This is a genomic window from Undibacterium sp. RuTC16W, assembly GCF_049339445.1.
GTDB lineage: Bacteria > Pseudomonadota > Gammaproteobacteria > Burkholderiales > Burkholderiaceae_D > Undibacterium.
This window is the reverse complement of record NZ_JBMPPE010000001.1, coordinates 977,968-991,774: the sequence shown is the minus strand read 5'-3', so window position 1 is coordinate 991,774 and position 13,807 is coordinate 977,968. Positions and strand designations below refer to the sequence as shown.

The window sequence follows — 13,807 nt, the reverse complement described above, 5'->3', positions numbered from 1 at the left end:
AAACTAATAATGGTGCGGTCTCGATATCGAGAGATAGCACCATTTGTTGCTTCCAGATTCAATAAGATTTCACATCAAGATTTGACTAATTCGACCCGACGATTCTTGGCACGCCCGCTCTCTGTTGAATTGTCTGTAAGCGGATGCTCCGCTCCCATTCCGGCAGCCATCAGGCGGGACTCTTCTATTTTCTGCGCCGTAATCGCCTTGATCACCGATTTCGCTCGTGCCAGTGACAAAGTCTTATTATGGACAGCATCACCCACGTTATCGGTGTGCCCTTGAACCTTCAGTTTCAACGTACCGTCTGTGCGTAGCAACTTCACGATTTCATCAACAACTGGCGTACTTTCAGGACGGATGACATCGCTGTCTGTATCGAACGACAAGTACAAAGCGATATGACCTTGTTGTTGCAAGCTAGATGCCATCGTATCGGCCTTAATCAGACCGACATTTTGCTCCAGTGCTTTTTCTTCTATCACCAATAAACTCGTGTTGATGCCATCATCAAACGTCGCAACAGCAATCCAGATATTGGTTTTATCTGTGCGTATCAGGTAAACATCATACGAAGTAACACCGCCACCCTGAAAATTGGCGCCAGCATAGCCCAGGCGTAATTTTTTAAAGACTGCTTCAATATCACCTCCCTGCTGTTTCACAAACGATTCATCAGACGGCTGGGATTTATTGACCTTTACCCCACCAATCGATTTGATTACGTCTTCATAGTTGCGCTGCGATGCCAACGCCGACATGTTCAAGGTGTTATGAGGAAACGTACGGTGAGAAATTCTACCCTCAACCGCTCGCAGCTCATTACCCGCAACGATGTAGGCCTTATCGAATTGCGTATCGGTAACGATATGGTGATAACTCTCATCAAGCTTAGTCGGGTAATCCACATAAGGAAAAGCCGGTAAAACAGCCGTCGTGCGCGGAACGGATCCCGGATCAAAGGCATTGTTGGCTGGGTTAGCGGCTGTTGAATTACCATTTTTTTCCGCTATCTCTTGGGTGGGCGTGCCGGCTTTAGCGGGTGCTTCTGCATTTTTTGCTTTGCAAGCATTAAGTGCTAGCACAAAACAAAAGAAAGTTCCATAAAGCAATTTCTTGGAAATGATCATAAATAAAAATTTTTAGTTAAAAACATGGGTAATAAGGCTTGTCCTTGTAGGTAAAAAATGGAGTCAAGGCAAGAAAATCAAAATAGTTTCAGTCTAATTTTATTACTTAAAAGCAAAATATTACTATGTAAATTCAATAGCTTATAAATTTTACGGTGAATTAAATTTATTTAAGTGATAAAAATTATCCAGCAAAAAACACGGCGTTGTCAAAAACAAATGTAAAAAAATAATTACATTGTAACAATATGTAATTGTTTAAAAACAATTGTTTTTTATTTATTAGTATCCGGCTCGACGTAGCCTCATTATGTCGCTCAAGTTCAAACATTCCCATGGAGAAATTATGAAACATTTAAATTTGCGTAATCGTCAACTCGGCCAAGGTATGACTGAGTACATCATTATTGTTGCTTTGATCGCTATTGCAGCAATCGGCGTATATCAAGCATTCGGTGGTGTTATTCGTGGTCAAACTTCGGTAGCTGCATCAACACTGGCTGGTGGAGCAAGCACACAGGCACGTACATTGGTTACTACAGAAACAACCAATGCAAACAACGCTGCTAAAGCAAAAACACTCAAAGATTTCGAAAAATAATCGGCTTTCCCCTGTTTTCATAAGGGAAATGCACGTGAACCGGAGGATATTCCTCCGGCTTTTTTTGAGAACGAGAAATGTGAAGGTCAAGTGATGCGACGCCGTACGTTAAAAGACAAAGGACAAGCACTAATCGTATTTTTGGGCTTTGCTGCTGCGATGGTCGGGCTACTGTTGGTCGCTTTTAACTCGGGGCAGGTAACCAACGCAAAAATGCGCGCGATGAATGCAGCCGATGCCGCAGCCTACAGTGGCGCAGTATGGGAAGCCCGCACACTCAATTTTCAGGCATACATGAATCGCGCCATGGTCGTCAATGAAGTCACTATCGCACAGTCGGTCAGCTTACGATCTTGGGTCGACTACATCGCCCGGTTTGTCACTAACATCAATTACATCACCCGGTTTATTCCTTATGCCGGTACGGTAACCCAGGCGATTCAGCAAGTGCTGTCGCAGGTAAATACCCAAGTACAAAATTTCCTTCCGTTAGCAGAACAGGGATTGCGTTTTATAAACGTTGGAGAAAACGTTTTACAAGTTACTTTTAACTTCACGGGTCCCGTTGCCGCTGATCTGGCAACTAAAGTCGCTAATTTAAACGGAGCAACAGTGAGTCACGGTGGCAACCTATTACTCGCAAAAAATGCCATCGACTTTTTAAATTTCACCAAAGATTACAATAAATCTAGCGGTAGGGTTGGAACAGATGGTCGCACCCGCTTACGCGAGGTCACACTGAATTCACGCGATGGATTTACCGCAGAACGCGATTGGAGCATGGGCCTTGGTTGGGTATTTGAAATCAGAAAGCAAGGCGGTACCGACCTGATCGATTTTGATGCCTGGAAAGGTCTGGACTCCGCTGAGCTACGCACAGTCTACAACCCTCTTAAAGGCGACTGGACGACCAAAGTGCCAGTAGGCTGGGGTGGCGCACAAGCATACAACCCAAACAAAGTCACCAAAATTGGCACCCACGGGCAGTTCAACCAATGGAATGATACTGATGGGCGCCTGGCAAGAAACGATGCGAATAATAATACTTATGCAAAAAAATTGAACAACCCATTCCCGAATTACCGCGATCTGGCAGATTTAAAAGGGACAACAAAACCGTCATTCAAACTGGCCTACCCCATTGAAGTAGTCATCCCAAACAGTTCGATTCCATCAGCGAATAGTGCATTCAACGCAAAAGCCGTGCTGCCCAACGGTACCACACTGGAACATGATCCCAACTTCCCTGCCAACGCTGGTGTTTATGCGATCGCTACAGGTTGTGTCAGTTTCGAGCGCCCGTATCGTTCAGATCGCGTAGACGGCAAAACAGAATTACCAAGTTTATTTAGTCCTTACTGGCGCGCCTCGCTTGCCACAGATAGCAGATTAACCCGCACCATTGTCGGCGCAGCAAAAGCTTTGCCACCTATCGGCGCACTCCTTGGAGGCAATAGCACGTGTTCCTGACAACCACTAACAAAGCACGATTTGGCTCAGTTTTCAGTATCGTGTTTTTGACTGCTTGCGGCAGCGGCAGTCACTCACCAGCAGCCGCAAATACGCCACAACCACCGGTAGCTTCCGGTAGTTACGAAGTGGTCACAACGATTCGACCAGAAACAATCAGCAAATATCAGGCGATCGCCAAAGTAATCTACGATGGTTGCGTCAGCTCAGCGCAACTGAGCAAACTGTCTTACAAACCTTTTGTGACGATCCCCGCGTCTTTCATCAGACAAAAAGATACCTATATCAGCGATGGAAAAGCGTTTTATACAAAAACAGACACTTGGAGCATCGATATCAGCGACACCCAGCCGGATAAAGGCTGTGCCACCAGCATTGCACACACAGTATCAACACAATCCGTTCATGACGGCTATATTTATGCAGTCGATATCGATAAGGATGGGCATAGTAATTCCTCATCGCCTGAGCAATACAACATAGCTGCTGCTGCAGCGGTAGACAAAAGCGCTTACAAACTTGCCAAAGCAATCAACAACGTTTCGCTGGGCTGTCTTGACACCAATGACCTGCTAGCAGGTCTGGCAACAGAATTCTGTATTGTCAAAGATGAGGCTGGTGTTGCGCTGACGACATTTGATCAACAACCTATTCCTGCTTATGTACGTAGCCTGGCAACCAACGATGCAGAAGGTGCGATGTTGACCGAGCCGGTCTCGGCAAAAATTGGCATTCAGGTTAACCCTTCCGTTTTTTCCATCGGCGTCGCAAAACAATGACTATCCCAGCCATTAAACCGACGCAACGCGGGCAAGCCATGGTTGAAGTCGTCGTTATGACGGGCGTTATCATCGCTCTTTTCCTTGGGGTCTGGTATCTCGGGAAATTCCACGATATTCAGGCGAGTACGATTCAGGCAGCACGTTATGCTGCGTGGGAGCGTACAGTACATACGCCTGCTACGCTTAGCAACACGACGCTGGAAAATCAAACCCGTGCCCGCATTTTTACGTGGAATCAGAATGCATTTTTTGCGGCCGACAGCAAATCGGGGACCCAGGCATGGGGCCAACAATCGAGAATGTGGAGAAACCATTCGGATTCTGCTTCTAAGCTACTCATCAAAGATCCGGCTGCTGTAACCGTAACGACACCGGCAACGGCAGGTAAGTTGCCGGGTAATGCGGCAGGTGCGATCACGAATATCGTTAGTAAAGTTAGTGGCGTCTTAGGCGCAATTACTGGTGGCCAAGCACTGGAGGCAGATGGTTTATACACCAGCGAAGTCAGCGTTGCATTGAACGCCGCCGCTTTGCCAACGACAAAGCCAGCCGACTTTAATTTTGCGCCTCTTGTTCTCAAAGAAAAATCTGCACTCGTCACAGATAGCTGGGACGCAGATGGAGCGCCGCAGACAGCCTTACGTACGCGTTCTTTTGCACCGGCGTCTGCTTTCCAACGCGTCAATACCATTCTGGCACCCATCACTTGGGCTTTGTCATGGATAGAGCCAGCGTTTAAAGACTTTAAACCGGGTCAGATTTGTCCAGATATTGTCCCAAACGACAGGGTTGGGAATGGCATTTTGCCCGTGTATCGAGGTCCAGCTTCAGGTGTATCACGATGCTATTAGCCTTGCGAAAACAAAAGGGCAAACCAATTTCAAAGAAAACATCGTTCGCCAAACTGTTGTTCTTCGTCACGGCCTCGTTTGCCGTGACATCCGTATACGCGGGGTGGCAAGACACGCCGGATACCCTGAGCGTACAAGCTGTTGGGGAAGATATGCAGTTAAATGGCACGCCGATGAAAATACGTGCCTTCACTACAGATCTACCGATGGAAACCGTGCTTAAGCAAGTTCAGGACAGCTGGGAGCGGGCGCGTGACCGCAATGTTGTAACACGATCAAAAGTAGGAACCTGGACCGTACTAAATCAAACGGTTGGCAACGAACATCGCAGTTTCCAGATTAAAGAAACAGCGCCTTCAAGAGCAGAGGGGTATGTCGCTCTCACGTCCCCACAATTAAAGCGAGAACCCAAACTTGCTGTGCGTTTACCGAATGACATGCAGTCAATTTCTATTATTGATTCAATTGATCAAGGTCGGATTTCACAACAGGTAATAGCCGTGTCACCGCGTTCGGTTGACGCAACTGCCAACGCTCTGGAAGCAAGCTTGACAGCTAGCGGATGGGAACGCCATGCGTTTAAAAAAAATGGAAATTCTATCCTGTTATCTGCAAACAAAGGTACCCAAGAATTTGACGCTACATTAAGTGGGCAAAAAGCAGGGTCATTGGTCATGATGAATACGATTATCCAAGGTAAATAATAAGCAAGGTGCGTGATATGGTCGGCAAGAAAAACAAATTTAGTATCTTAAAAAATGCATTCCATCGCAACGAAGGTGGACAGGCGATGATTGAATACATCGTTGTGGCGGGTGTCATGGTGCTTGTGATGTTTACGCCGCACGCGATCACCAACAATCTGTCGCCAGCAGAATATATCGCTCAGGCGGTACGCAGTTTTTTCCGTGGTTATAGTTTTCTCGTATCCGTTTTTTAAACTTCATTCCTATATTCCCCTTGAAAATCTCGAAAAATACTCTGTTACTTGGCGGAGCCGTCACGTTGGGCATCTTATGTTTTGTGGGTGCGCAATATTATTTTCGAACCTATTTATCGCAGGCAGAAGAGCGCTTGGCAGGTTCTTACAAGACAAAAAAAGTGGTCGTTGCTGCGGTAGAAATCCCTGCTGGCGGTGTGCTATCAGCTGACAATCTCGCCGTTCGTACAATTCCCGAACGCTATCTGGCCAGTACGGTAGTCGATCCGGAATCCTTAGATATGGTTGCTGGGCAAAAAATTATGGTGGCAGTCAAACCGGGTGATCCAATTGATCGTGGAGCGCTAGAACGTGCAGACCGTGCCGCCCTATCTACAACAGTTGGTGTGGGTGAGCGCGCGATTACCTTTCCTGTGGATGAAATTAGCTCTATCTCAGGAATGTTAGTTCCTGGTGACATGATTGACTTGCTCTACACCGGACCGGGCACCACTAAAAATTCGTATAACACTGGCGCGGCTACCTCAGGAGAAAGCACTAGTGCTGGCCCCAAAGATCTAATGCACGTGCGCCTGATCATGCAATCAGTTCCCGTCATGGCGACTGGTAAGACAACCCAAAAACGTATGGTTCGTACAGAAAATGGTGGTCAGCAAGAAGTCAATATGGACTTTACTACCGTCACCTTAAAGGTCAACCCGCAGCAGGCCGAACAAGTATTGATCGCACAAAAACTAGGACAACTTTCTGCAGTATTGCGTAATCCGGACGACAAGGGTGAATTGGGCAAAATGGTGTTAGACGAAACAACGTTCAAGTTGGTTGATGGACCACCGGCAGCGGGCGTAGGCAATTATGTGGAAATGATTATTGGTGGTACGGGTGCAGCTGGTGGCGTTAAATTGAAATCAGAAGTAGGTCAACGTTTGTTGGGCGATATGCTCGGTGCAGGTCGCTTACCAGCATCAAGCACTGAGAAGCCACAAGCTAGTGCGTTGGACGTCAAAAATCGCTTGGGAATCAATTCCCCACCGCGTGCTGAAAATTCCCCTTTTAAATTGAAGTAATGATCGGATGTGTGACGTGATAAAAGCATTTGTATTGGCATTGAGCATTTTGTTTACTTTGGATGTCAGCGCGGCAAACAACAACGCGCAAAACGAAATTGAAATGTTTAGTGGTCAGGCTCGGGTTTTTCCGTTAGCAGTGACTCGTGTGGCAATTGGTAGCGGCAAAGTGATTTCGGTATCAATCATTGCCAATAACCAGTTGCTGATTTTGGCAGAAGGTGTGGGTATATCTACACTGCATTTGTGGCTCAAGGATGGTTCACAAAAAGATCTGACTGTGTTTGTGCAAGAAGCCAATATGGAACGAACTTTGGCAGATATCAAACGTTTATTGAGCAATGTAGACAATGTCACAGCGCGGATTGCCGGTTCAAAAATTGTTCTTGAAGGTGAAATGGTCAGCGACATCAATCAGGAACGTGCGCAATCTATTTCCAAAATGTATCCCGAACAAGTAGTGAATTTCATCGGTAAGGTTGGTTGGGAAAAAATGATTTATCTCGATGTCAAAGTCGTCGAACTGAGTAGCAAAGGCTCGAGAGACTTGGGTATTCGCTGGGACTCATCGATCAATGGGCCTCACGCTGGGGTACTGGCAGATATCTATAGCAATCCTTTATATCGGTATGTGCCTAGTGTGCAATCAAGCGGTTTAGATTTTACTAACGTGCCTTTACCAGGGAACGTCTGGCCACCAAAAGGTTTCATCACGATGGCGTCATTGATTACCTCCAAAATCAATTTACTCGTTCAGGATGGTGAAGCACAGGTATTAGCTGCGCCTAGCCTGACAACACGCAGTGGTTCTAAAGCACGCTTTGTGTCTGGTGGTGAAATTCCGATTCCTCAGGTAAGTAGCTTTGGACAAACGTCCGTTGAATATAAAGAATACGGGATCATCCTTGAAGTAACTCCGGTAACCGATAAATCTGGTGCGATTTACGCCAAGGTAGATGTGGAAGTTAGCAGTATTGATCGATCAGTGACAGTGCTGGGTGTCCCTGGCTTCCTAAAACGTAAATCGACGGCTGAATTCAATTCGCGCGAAGGTGAGACCGTAGTGTTAAACGGATTGTATTCCTATGAAAAATCCAGTGACACACAGAAGGTACCCGGTGCTGGCGATGTGCCGCTGATAGGTGGTCTGTTCCGCAATAAGGGAAGCACGACATCAACACGGGAAGTCGCCATCATCATTACGCCGCGCTTAGTTCAGCCTACCTTAAATATGGATAACCAGCCAAAAGACCTGAACTCTCAAAAACTATATGAGTTCGATAAGAGGGTGCGTGATCGCGAATTGCTACCGTATGCACCGTCTACTTTGACAATAACGGAATAAAACCATGGTAAGTTTGTTGACCTTTGAGTACAGGCGTGTAGATGGACAGTTAATCGACTATTCATTGGAACAAAGCACAATCCTTGGTAGCGAAAGTGACTCAAAAATTCCGCTGCCATCCAATGTAGGCAAGCGCGCTTTACGCGTGACTTTTGATGACGCAGGCATAGCAACAGTGACTGATCTCGGGTGTCCGTCAGGCGTGTTTGTGAATGGTGAACGTATAGTGCGATATGGTCCCTTGCGAGTCGATGACAGTATCACGCTTGCTGGCCAGGTATTACGTGTAAAAACGCTGGGAGCACATCGCCAGCCAGAACCAGTAAAACCTGCTATGGCACCTGCAACATCGGTCACAGCAGCAAAAGCCCCCGTGGTGCAATTACCCCGCACGGCGGGTACAGCGCCGGTAATTGCGGAACCGGTCAAATTGGTAGCTACAGCACCGGTGACGCCTAAAGCAGAACCGCACATCACCATGCAGTTCAGTGATGAAGCGCGCGCGCATCAGCTCGCGTTATCGACAAATGCCGAAATTCTTCATAACGAACTCATCAAGACTTTAGACTTGCGCCGTCAGGACGTTACCCGTATGGGCGATGTAGAGTTACGTATGATGGCCAGTAAATTAATTGATGAACTGATTAGGAAAATACCATTACCAGCAATAACGGATCCAGATGAATTAGCTAAATTCGTATTGGATGAAGCAGTCGGACTAGGTGTATTGGAAAGTCTGCTGGAAGATGAATCCGTTACAGAGATCATGGTCAACGGTGCGGAAGATATTTTTGTTGAACGTGCCGGTCAGACTCGTCGCTCCGATATCGCCTTCAGTAGTGAGAAAGCGATGATGGGCGTCATTGAACGTATTGTCTCGCCGATCGGTCGCCGCGTAGATGAGTCAACACCGCTATGCGACGCACGTCTGAAGGACGGCTCCCGCGTCAATATCGTGATTCGGCCAATTGCTTTAAAAGGCCCCTCCATTTCGATTCGTAAATTTGCTCAGCGCCGTCTCGGAGTCGACGATCTGGTCAAGTACGATTCGGTAGACGAACAGATGGTACGTTTTCTGAAAATCTGTGTTGAGCAAAAAAAGAACATTATCATTTCTGGCGGTACCGGATCTGGTAAAACCACCCTGCTCAACATCATTTCTAATCTGATCCCCCCATTTGAACGGATTGTCACCATTGAGGATGCTGCTGAGCTGAAGCTGTATCACGATAATCTTGTTACCTTGGAAGCGCGTCCCGCTAACGTGGAAGGTCGCGGTCAAGTATCGATCCGCGAACTAGTAAAAAATGCGTTACGGATGCGTCCTGATCGGATTGTAGTTGGTGAGTGTCGCGGCGGGGAAGCGTTAGACATGTTACAGGCGATGAATACTGGCCATGACGGCTCCTTAACAACGGCACATGCCAACTCCCCACGTGACATGCTATCTCGTCTGGAAGTCATGGTCTTGATGGCGGGTATGGATTTGCCGGTAACTGCAATTCGCGAACAGATCGCATCTGCAGTACAAATTATTGTGCAGCAAACCCGCTTTGCCTGCGGTACCCGAAAAGTCACTAGCATTACGGAGATTACCGGTATGGAGCGCGGCGTAATACAGATGCAAGAAATTTTCAAATTCCAGCGAATGGGATTTTACGATAGCGGCAAGATCCGCGGACAGTTCATGCCTTGCGGTTATGTTCCGACCTTCTATGAAGAGTTGCGTGAATTTGGCGTAGATCTGGATCTCAGCATTTTTGGTGATGCGGATGAAGTAAAGAACCGTACTGCCAATGGACATGTCATCAATGGCTGAAGAATTTCTCCCTAGTGTACTTGCCTTTGGCTTTGCGCTGACGGCGGTGCTGTTGGTAATTGCGATCTGGGCAGTAGCTCGTCGCTTTGCCAGCCAATATCGAGACAATGTATTAGGTACAACCAGCGTCAAATTGTCTGACATGTTCATCTTTTTGGATACTGCTTATCTGATGAAAGTCAGTATTACAGCGACCATCATCGTACCAATTTTGTTATTACTGCTGACCCGTAATCCGCTTGTTGCGATTGGTGGTGCGGTGGTCTGCCTGTTTGGCCCCGGTTTTGTTCATAAAAGACTGAAAACCAATCGTCGCAAATCCTTGATTCGACAACTACCAGATACCCTCGACTCATTGGTCGGCGCATTACGCTCCGGTATGAGTTTGCAGCAAGCCTTGGGTTTGTTATCGGAACAGTTACCGAAGCCATCTAATCAAGAATTTGGTTTGGTTGTGCGGAAATTACGTATGGGTGTCTCGCTGGATGACGTGCTGGAAGAGCTGGAAAAAAGGATTGAATCTCAGGAGTACACCATGTTCACGACAAGCATGCGTATTGCTCGTGAAGTGGGTGGTAATTTGACCGAATCTCTGGAACGGCTGGCCGATACCATGAGAAAAAAATTAGCCATGGAAGACAAGATCGATGCACTGACGTCACAAGGAAAACTACAGGGCATTATCGTTGGGTGCCTTCCGCTTTTTCTCATGTGGGTCTTGAATATCATGGAACCAGAATCAATGGCACCGCTATTTAATACCTTGATGGGGTATATGGTGTTGTTCGTTATTTTTTTACTGGAATTTATTGGTTTTATTTTAATCCGAAAAATAGTGAAGATTGATGTGTAGCCATGACAACCATAATTGAATTCCTTTTACCCGCCTTGTTTGCCTTGGCAGTGGTATCGATTATTTTGTTCGTATATCGTATCGTCAACGCAGTCAAAAGCGAAGACCGGACATACGCAGATAAGCCACCACCGTTACTAAATCGCATTTGGCCTTTGATTGAAATCGTCACCTTCTATGTTGGGCCTTATTTGTCCGTTGAGTATCGCGAAAAAACCATCCGGCGCTTACGTAAGGTTGAGTTGGATTATGCGCTGTCGCCACAGCAATGGTTTGCTGCAAAGATTGTTTTTGCTTTGCTGATAGGCGGATTCATGTTTCTGATGGGCTTGTGGGTCGGGGCGCGCAGTATGACAGTGCCTTTAGTCGGCAGTTTATTTGGATTTTTTTATCTGGAAATCTGGTTACGCGATCAGACCAAAACGGTAGAAATTCAAATCCTGAAAAATCTACCGAGCTTCCTGGACATGTTAACCCTGGCGGTTGAATCCGGATGTAATCTCACTGTCGGCATTGCCATCGGTGTTGAAAAAACGCCTGATAATCCTTTACGTCGTGCATTTGCCCGTTTGTTGCGCGAGATACGTTCTGGGCGTACCCGGGTAGACGCCTTACGCACGCTGGAAGAGCGTTTAGATATCCCTGCGGTGACATCACTAACGAGTGCATTGGTACAAGCAGAAAAAACCGGTGCCAGCCTAGGAACGGTATTACGTGCGCAATCCACCCAGCGTACCAACGAACGTTTCTCACGCGCTGAAAAATTGGCGATGGAAGCACCGGTAAAAATGTTAGGTCCTTTAATTTTATGTATTTTTCCCTGCACTTTCGTCGTAATCGGCTTCCCAATCGGGATGAAGATGATGAGTGCATTTCAATGAGTGAGACTGTATGTTGAAAGTAAAACGATTTATGTTGGCGGCAACGGTCGTCGCGACGTCTGGTTTGATCTCCGCGTGTGTTACAGCGCCAACTGCATCAGTTGCGCCAAATGAAAGCATGTCGCGTATAGAGATGGATCAGTTAGTCGCCAATGCGGAACAAGCGATTACGATGAATAACTTGGTCAGTGCAATTGCGATGTATAAGCGCGTGCTGACGGCACACCCAGACAATGCGCCAGCCTGGTTCCGGTTAGGGACGGTGTACATCCGCAGTAATCAAACCATTCTCGCGCAACAAGCGTTTGAGCAGGCGCTGCGCGCTGACCCGAATATGACTAAGGCGTTTGCGAACTTAGCGTTAGTGCATATCACCCAATTTCGCGCAGCAGCGACTGCCGCAATCAACAGTGACCAAGTCAGTGAAGCCAATCGTGCCGCGCTCAAATCATTGTTGCGTGATGTTGACCACACAATGAGCCCCGTCGCCAGTACACCGGCAGCGGTGAGCAAATGAGAGCTGGCCGCTTTTACTGGATGAGCACCGCTCGCCGTCAACTGGGAGCGGCCACAGTGGAGTTCTATGTTGTGTCATTTTTTGTTCTCATTCCCGTGATTATGGGAATGATGCAGATGGGCATGTTCATGGTCGCTAAAAATACGGTCAACCTAGCCGCACTGGCGACAGCGCGCGCTGGCGCGGCATCTAAAGGGCATAAAGGTGAAATGGCAACAGCCTTCGCTACGGCCTTGTCTCCTCTGTATGTGGCAAAAGGGATAGGCGCTTTAAATAACGCAGGGTTTACTGATGTCAGCAATGGTAATTATGCGCAAATCATGGGTGTTGCTTATCTACGTGCCAGAACGGATGTCTCTATGCCATATAACAGTATTACCAAGCTTAATCCTACGGCTAACTCATTTGCCGATTTCGGGGTCACCGATAGGAGCGGTAACCGCATTATCCCAACAACCAATATTCTGAACGATAACGCAGTGGGTGCGAAGTCACATCAAACCCGCGCCGATGCTCTGCTGCTGAAAGTGCAGGTGCGTTATTGCTATGAAATGGTATTTCCTGTGATCGACGAGTTAATTTATAAGGCAATGACAATTAACCCGCTAACTCAGCTACCGGCAATTCTTTCGCCGGCCGAATTGGCATGTATGGCCAGAAAACCGCCAAATAATTTACGTGGAATTCCTATCATTTCCCAAGCAGTTGTCCGAATGACGACCCCGCCCTTACAAAGCAATTTCTGATGAGAGCCAATATTTGCATACAGGGCGTGAACGTTATTCACGCACATCATTTCTGGCAACGACTGGTTGGCTTGATGGGGCGTCGCACTCTTCCAACGGATCAAGGACTATGGTTATCCCCCTGTTCTAGCGTACACACGGGGTTCATGCGGTTTGCTATTGACGTCGTATTTCTGGACAAAGCCGGAACTATCGTTTCTATCGTTCCCGGTTTACGCCCCTGGCGCGCTGCTGTAGCACGCCGCGCGCATTCCTGCCTTGAGTTGAGCAGTGGCAATGCCGAGCGCCTTGGTTTAGAGCCTGGGCAGCAGTTGATTAAGTGACGTAACCATGAATATACAAAAAAAACGTCGAGTCTCATTACACCATGTCGCAAGAATGTTTACAGCGGTGTTTTTTATACCGCCATTATTTTGTATCAGTGCAAACGCGGCGATTTATACCTACGTTGATGCCAGTTCTGGCGTCACTATTGTAAGCAACACACCTGCTCGTTCTGCTGCAGACAAGATGACAGACGCGCGGTTGTCACAGCATGCAATCCCGCCCGTGAGTCTTCGGGCAGCGGGTAGCACAGTGAACAGTGCGGTGACAAACGTGGCAGCAAATTTCCCCCGCATCAGTGCAGAAGTCCAGAAGGAACGTGATGTCGAACGTAAGGACATTCTACGCAAGGAATTAATGTCTGAGGAGCAAGCTCTGAGTACAGCCTTGGCGCAGAGGGCGACGGAAGATATCGTGCATCGCCATCAGATAAACATCGCAGCCCTGAAGCGCGAGCTCGGGGGTATGCGATAAAGAAGCA

General features: G+C 47.3%; 16 protein-coding genes. 15 read left to right on the top strand and 1 reads right to left on the bottom strand.

Annotated features, from left to right (window positions below; translation table 11 throughout):
• Positions 1–74: 74 nt before the first annotated feature.
• A complete protein-coding gene (locus tag ACO0K4_RS04410) occupies positions 75–1,085 on the bottom strand; it encodes an OmpA family protein (protein WP_422955377.1) in 1,011 nt (336 codons plus the stop codon).
• 391 nt (positions 1,086–1,476) lie between these two features.
• On the opposite strand from ACO0K4_RS04410, the gene ACO0K4_RS04405 reads away from it, so the two are divergent.
• The 15 genes from ACO0K4_RS04405 (at position 1,477) to ACO0K4_RS04335 (ending at position 13,800) form a co-directional block, all read left to right on the top strand.
• A complete protein-coding gene (locus ACO0K4_RS04405) occupies positions 1,477–1,731 on the top strand; it encodes a hypothetical protein (RefSeq protein ID WP_422955376.1) in 255 nt (84 codons plus the stop codon).
• Positions 1,732–1,824: 93 nt separating this feature from the next.
• A complete protein-coding gene (locus ACO0K4_RS04400) occupies positions 1,825–3,201 on the top strand; it encodes a pilus assembly protein TadG-related protein (RefSeq protein WP_422955375.1) in 1,377 nt (458 codons plus the stop codon).
• The gene (locus ACO0K4_RS04395) at positions 3,192–3,980 is read left to right on the top strand and encodes a hypothetical protein (protein WP_422955374.1); all 789 of its coding nucleotides are present in this window, start codon (positions 3,192–3,194) and stop codon (positions 3,978–3,980) included. Before ACO0K4_RS04400 ends, ACO0K4_RS04395 begins: the two co-directional genes overlap by 10 nt.
• Positions 3,977–4,834 (top strand): hypothetical protein, encoded by an 858-nt coding sequence (locus ACO0K4_RS04390; RefSeq protein WP_422955373.1) that lies wholly within the window; start codon positions 3,977–3,979, stop codon positions 4,832–4,834. The genes ACO0K4_RS04395 and ACO0K4_RS04390 overlap by 4 nt, the downstream gene beginning before the upstream one ends.
• Complete coding sequence (locus tag ACO0K4_RS04385; RefSeq protein WP_422955372.1) at positions 4,825–5,538, top strand: hypothetical protein; 714 nt, start codon at positions 4,825–4,827, stop codon at positions 5,536–5,538. Before ACO0K4_RS04390 ends, ACO0K4_RS04385 begins: the two co-directional genes overlap by 10 nt.
• A gap of 17 nt (positions 5,539–5,555) precedes the next feature.
• The gene (locus ACO0K4_RS04380) at positions 5,556–5,774 is read left to right on the top strand and encodes a hypothetical protein (protein WP_422955371.1); all 219 of its coding nucleotides are present in this window, start codon (positions 5,556–5,558) and stop codon (positions 5,772–5,774) included.
• A 20-nt stretch (positions 5,775–5,794) separates the two neighbouring features.
• Positions 5,795–6,841, top strand: a complete 1,047-nt coding sequence (gene cpaB / locus ACO0K4_RS04375) for a Flp pilus assembly protein CpaB (protein ID WP_422955370.1) — start codon at positions 5,795–5,797, stop codon at positions 6,839–6,841.
• A gap of 16 nt (positions 6,842–6,857) precedes the next feature.
• On the top strand, positions 6,858–8,186 hold the full coding sequence (locus tag ACO0K4_RS04370; RefSeq protein ID WP_422955369.1) for a type II and III secretion system protein family protein: 1,329 nt from the start codon (positions 6,858–6,860) through the stop codon (positions 8,184–8,186).
• A 4-nt stretch (positions 8,187–8,190) separates the two neighbouring features.
• Entirely contained in the window at positions 8,191–10,005 is a 1,815-nt protein-coding gene (locus tag ACO0K4_RS04365) for an ATPase, T2SS/T4P/T4SS family (RefSeq protein WP_422955368.1), read from the top strand.
• On the top strand, positions 9,998–10,858 hold the full coding sequence (locus ACO0K4_RS04360) for a type II secretion system F family protein (RefSeq protein ID WP_422955367.1): 861 nt from the start codon (positions 9,998–10,000) through the stop codon (positions 10,856–10,858). The genes ACO0K4_RS04365 and ACO0K4_RS04360 overlap by 8 nt, the downstream gene beginning before the upstream one ends.
• Positions 10,859–10,860: 2 nt before the next feature.
• Positions 10,861–11,739: a type II secretion system F family protein gene (locus tag ACO0K4_RS04355; protein WP_422955366.1), complete on the top strand. Its 879-nt coding sequence runs from the start codon at positions 10,861–10,863 to the stop codon at positions 11,737–11,739.
• A gap of 10 nt (positions 11,740–11,749) precedes the next feature.
• Positions 11,750–12,256: a tetratricopeptide repeat protein gene (locus ACO0K4_RS04350; protein WP_422955365.1), complete on the top strand. Its 507-nt coding sequence runs from the start codon at positions 11,750–11,752 to the stop codon at positions 12,254–12,256.
• Positions 12,257–12,276: 20 nt separating this feature from the next.
• Positions 12,277–13,002, top strand: a complete 726-nt coding sequence (locus ACO0K4_RS04345; RefSeq protein WP_422955364.1) for a TadE/TadG family type IV pilus assembly protein — start codon at positions 12,277–12,279, stop codon at positions 13,000–13,002.
• On the top strand, positions 13,002–13,325 hold the full coding sequence (locus ACO0K4_RS04340) for a DUF192 domain-containing protein (RefSeq protein ID WP_422955363.1): 324 nt from the start codon (positions 13,002–13,004) through the stop codon (positions 13,323–13,325). The genes ACO0K4_RS04345 and ACO0K4_RS04340 overlap by 1 nt, the downstream gene beginning before the upstream one ends.
• A gap of 7 nt (positions 13,326–13,332) precedes the next feature.
• A complete protein-coding gene (locus tag ACO0K4_RS04335) occupies positions 13,333–13,800 on the top strand; it encodes a hypothetical protein (RefSeq protein ID WP_422955362.1) in 468 nt (155 codons plus the stop codon).
• The last annotated feature ends 7 nt before the right edge of the window (positions 13,801–13,807 follow it).

Bases quoted from the DNA above. Each gene is read 5' to 3' on its own strand.
- ACO0K4_RS04405 (WP_422955376.1), top strand. From the start codon at position 1,477: ATGAAACATTTAAATTTGCGTAATCGTCAACTCGGCCAAGGTATGACT.
- ACO0K4_RS04400 (WP_422955375.1), top strand. From the start codon at position 1,825: ATGCGACGCCGTACGTTAAAAGACAAAGGACAAGCACTAATCGTATTT.
- ACO0K4_RS04390 (WP_422955373.1), top strand. From the start codon at position 3,977: ATGACTATCCCAGCCATTAAACCGACGCAACGCGGGCAAGCCATGGTT.
- ACO0K4_RS04385 (WP_422955372.1), top strand. From the start codon at position 4,825: ATGCTATTAGCCTTGCGAAAACAAAAGGGCAAACCAATTTCAAAGAAA.
- ACO0K4_RS04380 (WP_422955371.1), top strand. From the start codon at position 5,556: ATGGTCGGCAAGAAAAACAAATTTAGTATCTTAAAAAATGCATTCCAT.
- ACO0K4_RS04365 (WP_422955368.1), top strand. From the start codon at position 8,191: ATGGTAAGTTTGTTGACCTTTGAGTACAGGCGTGTAGATGGACAGTTA.
- ACO0K4_RS04360 (WP_422955367.1), top strand. From the start codon at position 9,998: ATGGCTGAAGAATTTCTCCCTAGTGTACTTGCCTTTGGCTTTGCGCTG.
- ACO0K4_RS04355 (WP_422955366.1), top strand. From the start codon at position 10,861: ATGACAACCATAATTGAATTCCTTTTACCCGCCTTGTTTGCCTTGGCA.
- ACO0K4_RS04350 (WP_422955365.1), top strand. From the start codon at position 11,750: ATGTTGAAAGTAAAACGATTTATGTTGGCGGCAACGGTCGTCGCGACG.
- ACO0K4_RS04345 (WP_422955364.1), top strand. From the start codon at position 12,277: ATGAGCACCGCTCGCCGTCAACTGGGAGCGGCCACAGTGGAGTTCTAT.
- ACO0K4_RS04340 (WP_422955363.1), top strand. From the start codon at position 13,002: ATGAGAGCCAATATTTGCATACAGGGCGTGAACGTTATTCACGCACAT.
- ACO0K4_RS04335 (WP_422955362.1), top strand. From the start codon at position 13,333: ATGAATATACAAAAAAAACGTCGAGTCTCATTACACCATGTCGCAAGA.